General features: G+C 42.1%; 15 protein-coding genes. All 15 read left to right on the forward strand.

Going from position 1 to position 17,980, the window contains the following annotated elements; genetic code table 11:
- Window positions 1-102, forward strand: a 102-nt coding sequence (locus tag BM308_RS11275) for an EF-Tu C-terminal domain-related protein (protein WP_074945310.1), incomplete at its 5' end; no start/stop codon positions are given.
- 116 nt (window positions 103-218) lie between these two features.
- The gene (secE, locus tag BM308_RS11280) at window positions 219-677 is read left to right on the forward strand and encodes a preprotein translocase subunit SecE (protein ID WP_083425560.1); all 459 of its coding nucleotides are present in this window, start codon (window positions 219-221) and stop codon (window positions 675-677) included.
- 21 nt (window positions 678-698) lie between these two features.
- Complete coding sequence (gene nusG / locus BM308_RS11285) at window positions 699-1,358, forward strand: transcription termination/antitermination protein NusG (RefSeq protein WP_074945311.1); 660 nt, start codon at window positions 699-701, stop codon at window positions 1,356-1,358.
- 325 nt (window positions 1,359-1,683) lie between these two features.
- Entirely contained in the window at window positions 1,684-2,112 is a 429-nt protein-coding gene (rplK, locus tag BM308_RS11290; RefSeq protein ID WP_074945313.1) for a 50S ribosomal protein L11, read from the forward strand.
- A gap of 3 nt (window positions 2,113-2,115) precedes the next feature.
- A complete protein-coding gene (gene rplA, locus BM308_RS11295) occupies window positions 2,116-2,826 on the forward strand; it encodes a 50S ribosomal protein L1 (RefSeq protein WP_074945314.1) in 711 nt (236 codons plus the stop codon).
- 196 nt (window positions 2,827-3,022) lie between these two features.
- The gene (gene rplJ / locus BM308_RS11300; RefSeq protein WP_074945316.1) at window positions 3,023-3,532 is read left to right on the forward strand and encodes a 50S ribosomal protein L10; all 510 of its coding nucleotides are present in this window, start codon (window positions 3,023-3,025) and stop codon (window positions 3,530-3,532) included.
- Between the two features lie 85 nt (window positions 3,533-3,617).
- On the forward strand, window positions 3,618-3,989 hold the full coding sequence (rplL, locus tag BM308_RS11305) for a 50S ribosomal protein L7/L12 (RefSeq protein WP_031492437.1): 372 nt from the start codon (window positions 3,618-3,620) through the stop codon (window positions 3,987-3,989).
- A 166-nt stretch (window positions 3,990-4,155) separates the two neighbouring features.
- Window positions 4,156-8,637 (forward strand): DNA-directed RNA polymerase subunit beta, encoded by a 4,482-nt coding sequence (gene rpoB / locus BM308_RS11310; protein ID WP_074945318.1) that lies wholly within the window; start codon window positions 4,156-4,158, stop codon window positions 8,635-8,637.
- Window positions 8,638-8,777: 140 nt separating this feature from the next.
- Window positions 8,778-13,145, forward strand: coding sequence for a DNA-directed RNA polymerase subunit beta' (gene rpoC, locus BM308_RS11315; protein ID WP_074945328.1), 4,368 nt, complete (start codon window positions 8,778-8,780; stop codon window positions 13,143-13,145).
- Window positions 13,146-13,243: 98 nt separating this feature from the next.
- Window positions 13,244-13,627, forward strand: coding sequence for a RidA family protein (locus tag BM308_RS11320; protein WP_074945319.1), 384 nt, complete (start codon window positions 13,244-13,246; stop codon window positions 13,625-13,627).
- A gap of 13 nt (window positions 13,628-13,640) precedes the next feature.
- Window positions 13,641-13,997, forward strand: coding sequence for a DsrE family protein (locus BM308_RS11325; RefSeq protein WP_074945321.1), 357 nt, complete (start codon window positions 13,641-13,643; stop codon window positions 13,995-13,997).
- A gap of 1 nt (window position 13,998) precedes the next feature.
- Complete coding sequence (locus BM308_RS11330) at window positions 13,999-14,295, forward strand: hypothetical protein (protein WP_074945322.1); 297 nt, start codon at window positions 13,999-14,001, stop codon at window positions 14,293-14,295.
- 477 nt (window positions 14,296-14,772) lie between these two features.
- Window positions 14,773-15,147 carry a 30S ribosomal protein S12 gene (gene rpsL / locus BM308_RS11340; protein WP_021889490.1) on the forward strand — a complete coding sequence of 125 codons (375 nt, stop codon included), beginning with the start codon at window positions 14,773-14,775 and terminating at the stop codon, window positions 15,145-15,147.
- Window positions 15,148-15,235: 88 nt separating this feature from the next.
- Window positions 15,236-15,706: a 30S ribosomal protein S7 gene (rpsG, locus tag BM308_RS11345; RefSeq protein WP_031492444.1), complete on the forward strand. Its 471-nt coding sequence runs from the start codon at window positions 15,236-15,238 to the stop codon at window positions 15,704-15,706.
- An 18-nt stretch (window positions 15,707-15,724) separates the two neighbouring features.
- Window positions 15,725-17,830 carry an elongation factor G gene (fusA, locus tag BM308_RS11350; RefSeq protein WP_074945325.1) on the forward strand — a complete coding sequence of 702 codons (2,106 nt, stop codon included), beginning with the start codon at window positions 15,725-15,727 and terminating at the stop codon, window positions 17,828-17,830.
- Window positions 17,831-17,980 lie beyond the last annotated feature (150 nt).

Here is a 17,980-nt window from a genome sequence, read left to right on the forward strand (position 1 = left end):
ACCCTAATCCACCCAGTAGCTATGGCTGAAGGCGAGAGATTCGCTATCCGTGAGGGCGGCCGTACTGTAGGTGCTGGTGTTGTTGGTTCTATTATCGAATAATAGATAACACCTTGATTTAGTAAATAAATATGTCCGTAGCAGGCTAAAAAGGCCTGCTACGGATTTAATGATCTTATAGAAGTCTTAAGACTAAATAAAAGATAGGTTTGATTTTTATGTCAGAAATTAATAGCAACAAAGCTGCTGTCGAATCAAAGAAAGCTCCTGTAAAGAAAGTTGCAGCAGATGGTTCTCAGCTTTTTGTGTCTCCAGCTGTAAGTGCTGTTTTCTGGACAGTTTCTCTTGTATTAGTTTGCGCAATTATTTTTGGCAACTATTACTACACCAATTTTGTTGTGGTTGAAGAAACCACTCTTTCACGTTTACTTCGTGTATTAGCAGTAATTTTCGGATTAATTATTGCTTTATCAGTATCACTGCTGACCAATAAGGGACGTGCTTTAATTCAGTTCTCTCGTCAGGCTTATACTGAACTTAAAAAGGTTATCTGGCCTACTCGTCAGGAAGCAGTTCAGACTACTTTCATCGTTTTCGTAGCTGTTTCTGTTGTAAGCTTATTCCTGTATCTGTGCGATATCGTATTTTTACAGATAGTTCGTGTATTTACACTTTAATTGACTTCAAAGGACTTTAAAATGGCAGATGTAGAAAAGATTGAAGCTCCAGAAGCTCCTGTTTCACCTGAAGCAACCAGTCTTGATGAAGCTCAGTTAGATTCAAAACCACAGGAAGAGAAGAAGAACAAATATTTCGGTGGAGACAAATTCCGTTGGTATGTTATTCAGGCTTTCTCAGGTTTTGAACAGCGTGTAGCTCTTACTCTTCAGGAGAGAATCAAGATTCACCACATGGAAGATTACTTTGGTGAGATCTTAGTTCCTAAAGAGAAAGTTAAAGAGATCAAGGATGGCAAGAAGCGTGAGTCAGAGCGCAAGTTTTTCCCTGGTTATGTTTTAGTGAACATGCGTATGACTTCAGAGTCTTGGCAGCTTGTTAAGCACACAGACCGTGTACTTGGATTTATCGGTGGTACTTCTGAGAAACCATTGCCAATTACTGAAGCAGAAGCTAATAAGATTCTAGATAGACTTAAGGAAACCGAGGATTCACCACGTCCTAAGACTATGTTTGAAGTTGGTGAGCATGTTCGCGCTATCGAAGGTGCATTTAAGGACTTCGTTGGTACAGTTGAAAAGGTTGATTATGAAAAGAATCGTCTGACTGTATCAATTGCTATCTTCGGTCGTGCAACCCCTGTTGAACTTGATTTTACTCAGGTTGAAAAAGACATCTAATTTATTTGAAAGCTCAACTTCTCAGTTGAGCTTTTTAAATTTCCCTTCCTAATTAAGTTCTTTTTCCTCAATTTTCCGTAATCTGATTAATTCTTTTCTGTTAATAGAATTTTCACTTTATTAAACATGCAGTTAGATCAAATCGGCATAAAAATCAAATTTTTTTGTTACTTTTTGATTAATTTAATTGATCCGTATCATGCATTTGTGTATAATCTCAAAGTTATTTTTGTGCACTTTGCACATTAATATCAGGTCTTATGACCAAGGGAAGCGTATTTAGTTACGCGATATCACCCATTTCAACTTAGAGGAAAACCTCAAAATGGCAAAGAAAGTAACTGCCTACATTAAATTACAAGTTGGTGCTGGTAACGCTAATCCAGCTCCTCCAGTTGGCCCTGCATTAGGTCAGCACGGTGTTAATATTATGGAGTTCTGTAAGGCATTCAATGCTAAGACTTCAAACATGGAAAAGGGTTTACCAGTTCCAGTTATCATCACCGTATATCAGGATAAGTCATTTACCTTCGTTTCAAAGACAACCCCTGCTTCTTACTTAATCAAGAAGACCTTAGGTCTAAAGTCAGGCTCACACAAGCCTGGTACCGAGGTTGCTGGTAAGATCACCATGGCTCAGTGCCTAGAGATTGCTAAGCAGAAAGAAGCTGATATGACTGGTGCTGATTTAGAAGCATCTGCTCGTACTATCGCTGGAACTGCTCGTTCAATGGGCATCCAGGTGGAGGGTTAATAAATGGCTAAGATTGCAAAGCGTTTAAAAGAAATCCGCGCAGCTGTTGATAAGACCAAGCAGTACGACATCAAAGAAGGTTTCGAACTATTAAAGAATACCGCTAAGGCTAAGTTCGTTGAGAGCGTAGACGTAGCAATTCAGTTAGGTATTGACGCAACTAAGTCAGACCAGAACGTTCGTGGTTCAACCGTTCTTCCACACGGTACCGGTAAAACCGTTCGTGTATTAGTATTTACTCAGGGTGAGTTAGCAGAGCAGGCAAAGGCTGCTGGTGCAGACCATGTTGGTATGGACGAGCTAGCTGCAGAAGTTAAGAAAGGTTTCTCTGACTTCGACGTTGTTATTGCTTCACCTGATGCAATGCGTGTAGTTGGTGCTCTAGGTCAGATCCTAGGTCCACGCGGTTTAATGCCAAACCCAAAGGTTGGTACTGTAACCCGTGACGTAGCTACCGCTGTTAAGAATGCAAAAGCAGGTCAGGTTCGCTTCCGTAATGACAAGGCTGGTAACATCCAGACTTCAATCGGTAAAGTTAACTTCACTGCTGAACAGCTTGCAGATAACTTAAATGCACTTGTTGCTTCAATCGAGAAGATGAAGCCAGCTGCAGCTAAGGGTACCTTCATTAAGAAAGTTAGCGTTTCAACCACTATGGGTGTTGGTCTAACTATCGATAAGGCAACTTTAGGTAGCAAGGCAGTTGAGGCTTAATTAGCCAAAAGTGCTAGCACAAAGGTACATGTGCTTATAAAAAGATTTTGGATAGGAGGCTTTGCCGCCATACCAAAGACCGCTAGGGGTAGTACCTTAATAATCTAGCGTAGGCGAAAGTAAACTTTTAGTTTATTTTCGGTGGTCCCGAAAGGGTATAGTCCGATTTTGGACATTCCAGGAGTCACTGCTAAAAATGGCATTGAATATCGAAGACAAAAAGGCAATTGTTGCTGAAGTCGCCGAAGTAGCCAAGAAAGCTGTGTCCGCTGTTACTGCAGATTCATGCGGTATTCCAGTAGCAAGTTTAACTCAGTTACGTAAAGAGGCTCGTGCTAACAATGTTTATCTACATGTTGTACGTAACACTCTTTTAACCCGCGCTTTAGAGGGTACTGAGTTCGAGTGCATCAAGGATTCATGCAAGGGTCCAACCATCATTGGTTTATCTCTTGAGCATCCAGGTGCTGCTGCTAGAATCTTCAAGAATTTCGCAAAGACCTGCAATACTTTCAAGGTTAAGGCTTTAGCTTTTGAAGGTAAGGCATATGGCAGCGAAGACATTGATGTTCTTGCAACATTACCAACTTACGACGAGGCTATCGCTCAGTTAATGGCAACCATGAAGGAAGCTGCAGCTGGCAAGCTTGTACGTACTCTTGCTGCATTAGGCGAGAAACTTGGTTCAGAGGCTGGCGCTCAGTAGTAGCGTATTCAGCTAGGCTATATAATTTTTATAGTCAATTGTTTTTTTTCAGGCATAGCCTGGTTATTTTATAGGAAGTTTAAAAATGGCTTTATCTAAGGATGAAATCATTGAGGCAATTGCTGCTCTATCAGTTACTGAAGTTGTAGAGCTAGTTAAGGCAATGGAAGAGAAGTTTGGCGTTTCAGCTGCTGCTGCAGTTGCAGCTGCTCCTGCTGCTGGTGCAGCTGGTGCTGCTGAAGAGAAGACTGAGTTCGACGTTGAGTTGAAGTCAGCAGGCGCTAACAAGATCGCTGTTATTAAGGCAGTTCGTACTGCAACTGGTCTAGGTCTAAAAGAGGCTAAGGATCTAGTTGAGTCAGCTCCAGCTAAGGTTAAGGAAGCAATGCCTAAGGCTGACGCTGAGGCTTTAGTTAAGGCTCTAGTTGACGCTGGTGCTGAGGCTGCTTTAGTTTAATTACTAGCCAAAAATTTGGTTCGCATCGGACCAATAACAGTATTTTAAACTGTTAAAAACGTAACCCGATCCCCTATAAAAAGGGGATCGGGTTCGATGCCTGTAAACACTAGGTGCAATTTATTGTACTTGTCCGGAAACAGATCAAATAGAGGATCACCTATCCATGGTCTACTCCTACACTGAGCAAAAGCGCATCCGTAAGGATTTTGGTAAGCGTGTAAAAGTTTTAGATACACCTTACTTATTAGCAGTACAACTCGATTCATTTAAACAATTTATTAGTTCAGATCCAAACAACGAGAATGGTTTGGTTGCTGCATTTAAGAGTGTATTCCCAATTAAGAGTTACTCTGGCAACGCTGAATTATGTTATAACAGTTTTCATCTTGGTGAGCCAAAGTTCAATGTGCGCGAATGCATGATTCGTGGTACAACATATTCTGCTCCTTTGAAGGTTAAATTAAGCTTAGTTCGTTACGAGAAAGATTCTCCTAAGACAGTAAAAGAGCGTATTGACCAAGATGTTTATATGGGTGAAATCCCACTGATGACCGACAACGGTACCTTCATTGTAAATGGTACTGAGCGTGTTGTTGTTTCACAGTTACACCGTTCTCCAAGCGTTTTCTTTGATAACGACAGAGGTAAGACCTACCCTGGCCGTATTTTATTCAGTGCACGTGTTATTCCTTACCGTGGTTCTTGGCTAGATTTTGAGTTTGATCACCGCGATAATCTGTACGTTCGTATTGACCGTCGTCGTAAGTTACCTGCAACTGTTCTGTTACGTGCTTTAGGCTACAACACTGAGCAGATTTTAGGCTTATTCTTTGATACTGTTGAGATTGATTTCAAGAACAACAAGATCAACATGGAACTTGTTCCTGAGAGCCTACGTGGTGAGACCGCTTCATTCGACATTAAAGTTGGCAAAGAGATAATTGTAGAAAAGGGCATGAAGATTACTGCCCGCCACGTTCGTCAGTTGAAGAAGCTGGAAGTCACCTCTTTAGAGGTTCCACCAGAGTATCTATTAGATAAGATTGTTGCTAAAGACTATAAGAACAAGGATGGTGATGTTGTTCTTGCAGCTAATACCTTATTAAATGAGGACAATCTTAAGGCAATCTCAGAAAACGGCTTAAAGAAGATCGAGATTCTTTACACCTCAGCTGTTGATGAAGGTTCATTTATTGCTGATACTTTACGTAACGATACAACTCGTGATCTAAGTTCTGAGGAAGCAGATAAGAACGCAGCATTATTCGAAATCTACAAGATGATGCGTCCAGGTGAAATTCCAACTGTTGAAGCTGCTGACACCTTATTCAAGAACTTATTCTTTGCTGAGGACAGATACGACTTATCATCAGTTGGTCGTATGAAGTTCGACAGCCGTTTCGTTGAAGAGAAGAACTTCAAGGCTGGTTTAGAGCGTTTATTATCTAATTCCGAGTCCGTAATAAATACTGCAGATGCTCCTGTTTCTGTTGTTGATGGCTTTGTATATGCACAGTATCCTCAGATTGTTGATGCAATTAAGCCTTTATTAGATCCAGCAGAAGTTGAGTGTATGCCTAATACAACTCCTCAGAGAGTTGCTGATAAGCTTTTAGGCTTCTTAGATAATATTCTGATCCACGCAAAGAAGGATCAGATGTTACCTGCTTCAGAGCGTCTGTTACACAAAGTTAAGATTCAGCCAAAGGATGGCGAGGCTTTCACTTACGATAGAGCAATTATTCTTCCTCTATCTGTATTAAAGCTAGCTTCTAATGTTACTGAGTTAGAAGGTAAGGCTACCGATGCTAAGGGTAAAGAGATTAATCTTGATACTACCCACATTGAGAATGAAGCTTTACGTGGAACTCTAAATAATAGCGATATTATTAAGGTAATCCGTTACTTAGTAAGAATCCGTAACGGTAAAGAGACAATCGACGATATCGATCACTTAGGTAACCGTCGTATTCGTTCTGTTGGTGAAATGGCAGAAAACCAGTTCCGTATTGGTTTAGTTCGTGTAGAGCGTGCTGTTAAAGAAAGATTATCATTAGGTGATCTTGATAACACTACTCCTCAGGAACTGATTAATGCAAAGCCAATTTCAGCAGCAATTAAAGAGTTCTATGGTTCAAGCCAGTTATCACAGTTCATGGATCAGAATAATCCACTGTCAGAAGTTACACACAAGCGTCGTATTTCTGCTTTAGGTCCTGGTGGTCTGACTCGTGAAAGAGCTGGTTTCGAGGTTCGAGACGTTCATCCAACTCACTATGGTCGTTTATGTCCTATTGAGACTCCTGAAGGTCCAAACATCGGTCTGATTAACTCATTATCAGTATTTGCACGTTGCAACGACTATGGTTTCTTAGAGACTCCATATCGTTATGTTAAGAATGGTGTAGTTACTGAAGAATTCCAGTACTTATCTGCTATTGAAGAAGGCCAGTACGTTATTGCTCAGGCAAACACCGACCTTGATGAAAATGGTAAGATTATTTCTGATTATGTACAGTGCCGTTACAAGGGCGAGTCAGAAGTTCGTCGTGCTGAAGATGTTCAGTTCATGGACGTTTCACCACAGCAGATTATTTCTGTTGCAGCTGCTCTGATTCCATTCCTTGAGCACGATGACGCTAACCGTGCACTGATGGGTGCAAACATGCAGCGTCAGGCAGTTCCTACTGTTCGTTCCGAGAAACCTTTCGTAGGTACAGGTATGGAGCGTGCAGTTGCTGTTGACTCTGGCGTATCTATCATTGCAAAACGTGGTGGTATTGTTCAGCATGTTGATGGCGGCCGTATTGTTGTTCGTGTAAATATCGATGAGATCGAGGGTGATCATGATGCAGGTATTGATATTTATAACCTGATCAAGTATACACGTTCAAATCAGAATACATGTATTAACCAGCGTCCTTGCGTAATGCTAAATGAAAAGGTTAAGGCTGGTGACGTAATTGCTGATGGTTCTTCTACTGACATGGGCGAGCTGGCATTAGGTCAGAACATGAGAATCGCCTTCATGCCTTGGAACGGTTATAACTACGAGGATTCTATTCTTGTTTCTGAGAGAGTTGCTGCTAAGGACCGCTTAACAACAATTCATATCGAGGAAATGACCTGTATCGCTCGTGATACTAAGTTAGGACCTGAGGAAATTACCGCAGATATTCCAAATGTCGGTGAATCTGCTTTATCTAAGCTAGATGAGGCCGGTATTGTTTACGTCGGTGCTGAAGTTGTTGGTGGCGATATCCTTGTTGGTAAGGTAACTCCAAAGGGTGAAACCCAGCTAACTCCTGAAGAGAAGCTGTTACGTGCTATCTTCGGTGAAAAGGCATCTGAGGTTAAGGACTCATCATTACGTTTAGCTAATGGTGAAACCGGTACTGTTGTTGATGTTCAGATCTTCACTCGTGAGGGTGTTGAGAAAGATAAGCGTGCTAAAGAAATTGAAGAGATGCACCTAAATCAGGCTAAGAAGGATTTAGATGAGGAATTCAGCTTCTTATCACAAGGTCTGCTACATCAGGTTCGTGTTCATCTTGTTAAGAACGGCATGACTCAGGAACAGGTTGATGCAATTGCAGATGAAGATCTGTTAAAGCAGACTTTAAATGATGATAAGGCACAGCGTCAGCTTGAAGAGTTCTCTGTTCGTTTAGATGAGTTCGCTAAGCAGTACAAAGAGAAATTTGAAACAGAAAAGAAGAAGATCACAGACGGTGATGATCTGACTCCAGGCGTTCTGAAGATCGTTAAGGTTTATGTCGCTGTTAAGCGTCGTATCCAGCCAGGTGATAAGCTAGCTGGTCGTCACGGTAACAAGGGTGTTATCTCAAAGATTAACCCTATCGAGGATATGCCTTACGATGAGACCGGTCGTCCTGTAGATATGGTTCTAAATCCTCTGGGTGTGCCTTCTCGTATGAATATCGGTCAGGTTCTTGAGGTTCATTTAGGCCTTGCTGCAAAGGGCATCGGTGAAAAGATTAACAAGATGCTTGTTCAGCAGAGAGCTATTGCAGAAATCCGTAAGACCCTGCAGGAAATCTACGATTTAGGTGATACTTCACAGGAAGTTGATATTTCAAGCATGTCTGACGATGAAGTTATGACTCTTGCTAACAACTTACGTGATGGTCTACCAGTTGCAACACCTGTATTTGATGGTGCTCAGGAAGAGAACATCAAGCAGATGTTAAAGATGGCTGATTTACCTGAGTCTGGTCAGATGACTTTATTTGATGGCAGAACAGGTCGTCCATTTGAACGAAAGGTAACTGTAGGTTACATGTACATGCTGAAGTTGAACCACTTGGTTGACGACAAGATGCATGCTCGTTCTACTGGTTCTTACAGTCTTGTTACTCAGCAGCCTCTGGGCGGTAAAGCTCAGTTCGGTGGTCAGCGTTTCGGTGAGATGGAAGTTTGGGCCCTTGAAGCATACGGTGCTGCTTACACTCTACGTGAAATGCTTACTGTTAAGTCTGATGATGTTAACGGTAGAACCAAGATGTATAAGAATATTGTTGACGGTAAGTACACTATGGAAGCTGGTATTCCAGAGTCATTCAATGTTCTATTACGTGAAATTCGTTCACTTGGTATCAATATCGATCTTGTCCGCAAGGAATAAGTTTCTAGTTAGGGGTTTTTAACCCCTATTTGGCTACGACAATAGGAGAAACTGTTGTGAGCAATTTGGAAAACGATCAGAACGATGATCTTTTAGAAGGTTTAGCAAGTCAGACTCAGCCTTCTCCAGAAGAATCTGTTATGGATCTTGGTGTAAGCGAGAGCTTAGGTAAACTTGCTAATCGCAGCAATGCTTTCAAGCAGAAGCTTGAGGATTTTGATGCAATCAAGATTGGTCTTGCTTCACCTGAGATGATTCGTGCATGGTCATATGGCGAAGTTAAGAAACCAGAGACCATTAACTATCGTACTTTCAAACCAGAACGTGATGGTCTGTTCTGTGCAAAGATTTTCGGACCAATTAAAGATTACGAATGCTTATGTGGTAAGTATAAGCGTTTAAAGCACCGTGGTACTATCTGTGATAAGTGTGGTGTTGAAGTTACTCAGGCTAAAGTACGTCGTGAGCGTATGGGCCACATTGAATTAGCTTCACCTGTAGCACATATCTGGTACTTAAAGTCACTACCTTCACGTATCGGCTTAATGCTTGATATGAAGTTACGTGATATTGAAAGCGTGCTTTATTTTGAGAGCTATGTTGTTACCGATCCTGGTATGACTGATCTAGCAGAGCGTCAGCTGCTAACTGAAGAGCAGTATGTTGATGCTTTAGGTCAGTATGGTGATGATTTCACCGCCAAGATGGGTGCAGAGGCTATTTTAGATTTACTTCGTCAGATTAATCTTGAGGAAGAATTAAAGACTGTAAGAGAAACTCTAGAGAGCACCTCTTCTGAGTCAAACCGCAAGAAGTCTGCAAAGAGACTAAAGCTGATTGAGTCATTTATCAGCTCAGGTAACAAGCCAGAATGGATGATTCTGACTGTTCTGCCTGTTCTGCCACCTGATTTACGTCCATTAGTTCCATTGGATGGTGGTAGATTTGCTACTTCTGACTTAAACGATTTATATCGTCGTGTAATTAACAGAAATAACCGTCTGAAGAGATTGTTAGATCTTGCTGCTCCTGAAATTATTGTACGTAACGAAAAACGTATGCTTCAGGAATCTGTTGATGCCTTAATGGATAACGGCCGTCGTGGACGTGCTATTACCGGATCAAACAAGAGAGCATTAAAATCTCTTGCTGACATGATTAAGGGTAAGCAGGGTCGTTTCCGTCAGAACCTGTTAGGTAAGCGTGTTGATTACTCAGGTCGTTCTGTAATTACCTGTGGACCATTCCTACGTTTACATCAGTGTGGTCTGCCTAAGAAGATGGCTATTGAGCTATTCAAGCCATTCATCTACGGTCGTTTAGAGATCCGTGGTTTTGCTACAACTATCAAAGCTGCTAAGAAGATGGTTGAGCGTGAGGATCCAATCGTATGGGATGTACTTGACGAGGTAATTCGTGAGCATCCTATTATGCTAAACCGTGCGCCTACTCTGCACAGACTAGGTATTCAGGCTTTCGAACCTGTTCTGATTGAAGGAAAGGCAATTCGTCTGCACCCTCTAGTATGTCCAGCATTCAACGCTGACTTCGACGGTGACCAGATGGCTGTTCACGTTCCTTTAACATTAGAGGCTCAGTTAGAAGCTAGAGCACTGATGATGTCAACCAACAATGTTCTATCACCAGCATCTGGTGATCCTATCATTGTTCCTGCACAGGACGTGGTTTTAGGTCTGTACTACATGACCCGTATGAGAATCGGTGCACGCGGTGAAGGTTTAATTCTGTCAGATGCTAAGGAAGCTGAGCGTCTGTACAAGGCTGATTTAGCTGACTTCCATGCACGTATCGCATGTCGTATCCATTATTTCGAGAAGGATACCGATACCGGTGAGTTCATTGAGCACAATGAGTTACGTCTAACCACCGTTGGTCGTGCAATGCTGTCTCTAATCCTTCCAAAGGGACTTTCATTCGATCTGATCGATCCTCCTGCAGAAGGTGTAACACAGGAAAATATTCACGAGATTCTGTCTCAGAAGAACTGGTTTACTCACGTATCCAATGTTCCTCTAGGAAAGAAGAAGATCGGTGCTCTATTAAATAACTGCTATCACAAGTTAGGTCTGAAAGACACAGTTATGTTTGCTGACCATATCATGTATACCGGTTTCGCAAATGCTGCTATTTCAGGTTCATCAGTTTGTGTTGATGATATGTTGATTCCTAAGGAGAAATACACACTTATTTCTTCAGCTCAGAAGGAAGTAATGACAATTCAGAGTCAGTACGAGAATGGTCAGATTACTCCTGGTGAGAGATACAACAAGGTTATTGACGTTTGGTCAACCGCTGGTGAAAAGGTTGCTAAGGCTATGATGCAGAACCTTTCAACTCAGACTGCTAAGAATATTCTGGGTGAGGAAGAGGTTGAATCTTCATTCAACAGCATCTACATGATGGCTGACTCTGGTGCTCGTGGTTCACCAGCTCAGATTCGTCAGCTAGCTGGTATGCGTGGTCTGATGGCAAAGCCTGATGGTTCTATTATTGAAACACCTATTACAGCAAATTTCCGTGAAGGTCTGAACGTACAGCAGTACTTTATTTCAACCCACGGTGCTCGTAAGGGTCTGGCAGATACCGCTCTTAAGACCGCAAACTCAGGTTACCTGACCCGTCGTCTTGTTGACGTTGCTCAGGATATGGTTATTACTGAGGAAGACTGTGGTACTGATGATGGTTTAGAGATTACACCACACGTTAACGGCGGTGATGTTATCGAAACTCTACGTGACCGTGTATTAGGCAGAACTCTGGCTGCAGATGTTCTAAAACCAGGCACCAAGACTGTTCTAATTCCTAAGGGACAGCTACTTGATGAGAAGTTATGCTCAGTATTAGAGGCTAACAGCATTGACCGTGTTAAGGTTCGTTCACCTATCACATGTAAGACCAAGTTTGGTATCTGTGCTAAGTGCTACGGCCGTGATTTAGCTCGTGGTCATATGGTAAACCCTGGTGAGGCAGTTGGTGTTATCGCTGCTCAGTCAATCGGTGAGCCTGGTACTCAGCTGACCATGCGTACCTTCCACATCGGTGGTGCTGCATCTCGTGCTGTTGCTGAATCAGGTGCAACTGTAAGAAACAGTGGTGTTATCAGAATTGAGAACTCAAAGGTTGTAACCAACACTGATGGCAAGCAGGTTGTTACCTCACGTCAGTCAGAGCTGTTCGTTATCGATGAGTTCGGCTCAGTAAAGGAAAGCCACAAGATCCCTTACGGTTCTGTTCTTGAGATTAAAGAGGGCGATACTGTTAAGGTTGGTGATACTGTTGCCCGTTGGGATCCACATACTCACCCAATTATTTCTGAAGTACACGGTTTCATTAAGTACACCGACATCATTGAAGGTGTGACCGTTGATAAGAAGGAAGACGAGGCATTAGGTATTTCTTCAATTGAGGTTAGAGAGTTAGCTGCTCGTCCAACCCAGGGTAAGGAAAAGCGTCCATCTGTTAAGATTGTTGACAAGAATGGTGACGACGTACTTATCCCAGGAACTAACGTTGCTGCTCAGTACATGCTGCAGGCTAAGGCAATTGTTCAGTTACAGGATGGTGCAGAAATCAATATCGGTGACGTTATTGCTCGTATTCCTCAGGTTGCTGGCGGTACCAAGGATATTACCGGTGGTCTTCCACGTGTTGCAGACCTGTTTGAGGCTCGTGCTCCTAAGGAGCCTGCAATTCTTGCTGAGATTTCAGGTACTGTTTCCTTCGGTAAGGAAACCAAGTCAAAGCGCCGTCTGGAGATTACTCCTGCTGTAGGTTCTGTTGACGAAATCGGAAATCCAGTTGAGGCTTATGAGGAAATGATTCCTCTATCAAGAAACCTGAACGTATTCGAAGGTGAAACTGTAACCAAGGGCGAAATGATCGCTGAAGGTCCAGAGTCTCCACACGATATTCTAAGACTACGTGGTGTTAACGCAGTTGCAAACTATATCGTTAACGAAGTTCAGGACGTTTACCGCTTACAGGGTGTTAAGATTAATGATAAGCACATTGAGGTTATCGTTCGTCAGATGCTACGTAAGTGTGAGATTCTTGATCCAGGTGAGAGTACTGAGTTCTTAAAGGATGAGATCGCAGAGGTTTCAAGAGTTCGTATCGTTAACGAGCGTCTTGAGGCTGAGGGCAAGAAGCCAGTTCGTTACAGACACATCCTGATGGGTCTGACCAAGGCTTCATTAAGCACTGACAGCTTCATTTCAGCTGCATCATTCCAGGAAACTACTCGTGTTCTAACTGAGGCTTCAGTAGAGGGTAAGGTTGACGAGTTACGTGGTCTGAAGGAAAACGTAATTGTTGGTCGTCTAATCCCTGCTGGTACTGGTTACAAGTATCACAAGCAGCGTAGAGAGGAGTTTGAGCGTTCTAAGTTAGCTCTGTCTCAGGCTCAGTCTTCAGTATCTACTGAGGATGTTCAGAAACAGCTTGCTGCTGCTCTTAAGGCTGAGGATTCAACCTCACTTGGTAACTAATGGTTAGCCTTTTAGAAAAGTAAACAAAATAAAGTGCCCATGCTAAAATGAAGTATGGGCATTTTTTTTGCTATTTAAATGATAAGGAGAAGAAAAAGATGAGTCAGGCAAAAATAATTTCAACACCAAAGGCACCTGCTGCAATTGGTCCATATGTACAGGGCAAGATTATCAATGGATTATTATTTGCTTCAGGACAGATTCCTTTAGTTCCTGAAACCGGTGTAATGGCTGAAGGTGACATTAAAGAGCAGGCAAGACAGGCATTAAATAATGTAAAGGCCTTAGTTGAAGCTGCAGGTTCTGATTTAAGCAAGGTAGTAAAAACTACCTGCTTCTTAAAGGATATTGCAGATTTTGCAGCTTTTAATGAAGTTTATTCTGAATTCTTCAAGGAGAATGCTCCAGCTCGTTCATGTGTAGGAGGAATTGATCTTCCTAAGAATGCTCTATGTGAAATAGAGGTTATTGCTGAAGTTTAATTGTTTCATTTTAATGAAAATTCTTGTAATTATTAAATCTCCACCTGCATCGCAGGTGGTTCACGAGATTGCTGTGAATACAGTTGAAAGGCTCAGTTGCGATAGCGAAATTGAGCTTTCGGGCATTTTTTTTACAGACAGTTCTGTTTCGTTAACCTCTAAAGAAATTTGTCAGATCAGTTCCCTGAGTAATCTTCAGGAAAGCTATCTTAATCTTACCAAGGAGAGAGGAATTCCTCTTTTTGTATGTGGCAGAGCTTTTATGGAACAGGGGCTTGATAAGTCAAGTATCTGCGAAGGCTTTACTTTGTCTGGCAATATGGAATTATCAATGATGATTTGTTCTGCAGACAAACTTCTGGAGTTTTAGTTTGATTCTAATCGTTATTTCTTCATCCCCATTGAAGAGCAGTATATACATTCAGGGAATTGAAGCCGCTCTGAACATTGCTGAATCAGAGTCAGATTCTGTTGCTGTTTTTTTAGAGTCAGAGTTTTCCCTCTCCATTAATAAAGAAAGTACTGATGAAGACCATGTAAAGAGACTAAAACAACTGTTCCTTTTTGATGTAAATGTTTATTCAGACATAAAGTTATGTCTTGATAATGTTCAATGTACAACTCGTAAAGAGATTCAGTTAAAGGCAGATAAAGTGGTAGTATTCTAATGAAGTGTACACATTTATTTTTTTCTGAACATTCTTTTAGAGACAATAAGTCGGTTATCCAGAAAAACGATAATGTTGTTTTTATGTATTATGTTGATCTTGATGCAGTGATTAATGAAAACAATATTCTGAATGACTGTGGAATTTATTCTTTTAGGGATAAAAAATCGCTTATAAATGGTCTTTGTGACAGTGTAACAAGCAAAAACGAAAAAGTTTTTTTCTATTATTAATAAAATAAATAACTTTTAATATCAATTAGTTAAATATAAAAGTAAAATCAATTAATCAATTAATATTAAACTAACATATTGATATTAAACATTAATTATATTATTCCTCTTCAACTCATATTCATTGAGTCAGTCAAAAAAAATTTGATCTTTGATTTCATCTTGTATTAAAATTCATAATCCCTAAATTTGTAGGGAATATAGTAAGATCTGTCCATTTCGGACTAACAGGAGATTTTGTTTAATGTCTACTATTAATCAGTTGGTTCGCAAACCACGCGTTAAAGTAGTTTCAAAGAACAAGGTTCCAGCTCTGGAAGCTTGTCCTCAGAAGCGTGGCGTTTGCACCCGTGTATACGCAACTAAGCCTAAAAAGCCTAACTCAGCAATGCGTAAAGTATGTCGTGTTCGTTTAACTAATGGTTTTGAAGTTACTTCATACATTGGTGGTGAGGGTCACAACCTTCAGGAGCACTCAGTTGTAATGATTCGTGGCGGTCGTGTTAAGGACCTTCCAGGTGTTCGTTACCACACCATTCGTGGTTCACTAGACTGCGCTGGTGTTAAAGATCGTAAGCAGTCTCGCTCTAAGTACGGTGTTAAGAAGCCTAAGGCTTAATACATCCCCGAAGAGTAAGGCCAAACAGTTATATTTTTAGTTAATAATTTTAGGTTTTGGAAAACCCTGAAATTACGAGGATTTATAAATGCCTAGACGTCGTGAAGTTGCTCAGCGTAAGATTTTGCCAGATCCAAAATTCAACTCTGAGTTATTAGCAAAGTTTATCAATGTCGTAATGCTAGATGGCAAGAAGTCAATCGCTGAAGCTATCGTTTATGGTGCATTAGACACCGTTTCTGAGAAGAGCGGCAAGGACCACCTCGCCCTGTTTGAGGAGGCACTTGAGCACATCCGCCCAGACGTAGAAGTTAAGTCTCGTCGTGTTGGTGGTGCAAATTACCAGGTTCCAGTAGAAGTTCGTCCAGCTCGCGGCAACGCATTAGCAATGCGCTGGTTAGTTGACGCAGCTCGTTCTCGTCACGAGAAGAGCATGGCTGCTCGTTTAGCTGCAGAAATGGCTGACGCAGTAGAGAACAAGGGAACCGCTGTTAAGAAGCGCGAAGACGTACATCGTATGGCAGAAGCTAACAAAGCATTCAGCCACTTCCGTTGGTAGTACAGGAGTTAGAATAAAATGTCTCGCGAAACCCCTATTAAAATGTACCGTAACATCGGTATTTCAGCTCACATCGATGCTGGTAAGACCACTACTACCGAGCGTATTCTTTTCTACACTGGAAAGAGCCACAAGCTAGGTGAGGTTCATGATGGCGCAGCTACCATGGACTGGATGGTTCAGGAGCAGGAGCGTGGTATTACCATTACTTCAGCTGCTACCACCTGTTACTGGCATGGTATGAGCAATCAGTGGAAGGCTCCATACCGTTTCAATATTATTGATACCCCAGGCCACGTAGACTTTACTGCTGAAGTAGAGCGTTCAATGCGTGTTCTAGACGGTGCAGTTATGGTTTACTGTGCTGTGGGTGGTGTTCAGCCTCAGTCTGAAACCGTTTGGAGACAGGCTCAGAAGTACAAGGTTCCTCGTATTGCTTTCGTTAATAAGATGGACCGTACCGGTGCTAACTTCCTACGTGTTGTAGAACAGATTAAGACCCGTCTAAAGGGTAACCCTGTTCCTCTAATGTTACCTATCGGTAAAGAGGACAGCTTTGTTGGTGTAGTTGACCTAATCAAGCGTAAGGCTATCGACTGGGATGAGGCATCTCAGGGTATGAAGTTTGAGTACGTTGACATTCCAGCAGATATGGTTGAAGAAGTTGAAGAGTGGCGTGCAAAGCTTGTTGAAGCTGCTGCAGAAGCTAACGACGAGCTGATGGATAAATTCTTTGGCGGTGAAGAGCTGACCGAGGAAGAGATCAAGAATGCTCTACGTGAGCGTACTCTTCGCAACGAAATTATTCCTATGTGCTGCGGTTCAGCATTTAAGAACAAGGGTGTTCAGGCTATGCTTGACGCTGTTGTTGAGTATCTACCATCTCCAGCTGATGTTCCTGCTGTTGAGGGTAAGACCCTAACCGGTGAAGCTGATACTCGTAAGGCTGACGACAAAGAGCCATTTGCTGCTTTAGCATTTAAGTTAGCAAACGACCCATTCGTAGGTAACTTAACATTCTTACGTTGCTACTCAGGCTTTATTAAGTCTGGTGACACTGTAATGAACTCAGATAAGCAGAAGCGTGAGCGTTTCGGCCGTCTAGTTCAGATGCACGCTAATGCTCGTAACGAGGTTAGCGAGGTTTATGCAGGTGACATCGTTGCTGCTATCGGTCTGAAGGAAACCGTTACTGGTGATACCTTATGTGACCCAGAGCACCCAATTATTCTTGAGTCAATCGACTTCGCAGAGCCAGTTATCTCTGTAGCAGTTGAGCCAAAGACCAAGGATGACCAGGAGAAGATGGCTCTTGCTTTACAGCGTCTAGCAAAAGAAGATCCTTCATTCCGCGTTCGTACAGACGAAGAGTCAGGCCAGACCATTATTTCAGGTATGGGTGAGCTTCACTTAGACATTATTGTTGACCGTCTACGCCGTGAGTTCAAGGTTGAGTGTAATCAGGGTAAGCCACAGGTTGCATACCGTGAGACCATTAAGAGCAAGGTTGAACAGCAAGGTAAGTTTGCTCGTCAGTCTGGTGGTCGTGGTCAGTACGGTGACTGCTGGTTACGTATGGAACCTCTTGAGCAGGGCAAGGGTTACGAATTCGTTAATGAGATTGTTGGTGGTGTTATTCCTAAGGAATACATTCCTGCAATTGATAAGGGCTGTCAGGAACAGATCGCTAACGGTGTTCTAGCTGGTTTCCCAGTTGTTGACGTTAAGATCACTGTATTCGATGGTTCTTACCACGAAGTTGACTCTTCAGAAATGGCTTTCAAGATTGCTGCTTCTATGGCATTCAAAGAGGGCTTCAAGAAGGCAAATCCAGTTCTTCTAGAGCCTTTAATGAAGGTTGAAGTTGATACTCCTGAAGACTACATGGGTGACGTTATTGGTGACCTGAACCGTCGTCGTGCTATCGTTGAAGGCATGGAAGATGGTCCTATGGGTAAGATTGTTAAGGCAAACGTACCTCTTGGAGAGATGTTTGGCTACGCAACTGACCTTCGTTCTCTGACTCAGGGTCGTGCTTCATACGTAATGGAGTTCGGTTACTATGCAGAGGCACCAAAGAACATCGCTGAAGCTGTTATTTCAGAGCGTCAGTCTAAAGAATAATTAACAATTTTTATATTTTAACTGGTGCAGTGAAAGCTGCACCTCTTTAAAACAAAGGAAATAAAAAATGGCAAAAGAGAAGTTTGTCCGTGGCAAAGTACACGTAAACGTAGGCACCATTGGTCACGTTGACCACGGTAAGACCACTTT

The sequence above is a fragment of the Succinivibrio dextrinosolvens genome, assembly GCF_900116345.1.
GTDB classification, from domain to species: Bacteria; Pseudomonadota; Gammaproteobacteria; order Enterobacterales; family Succinivibrionaceae; genus Succinivibrio; species Succinivibrio dextrinosolvens_B.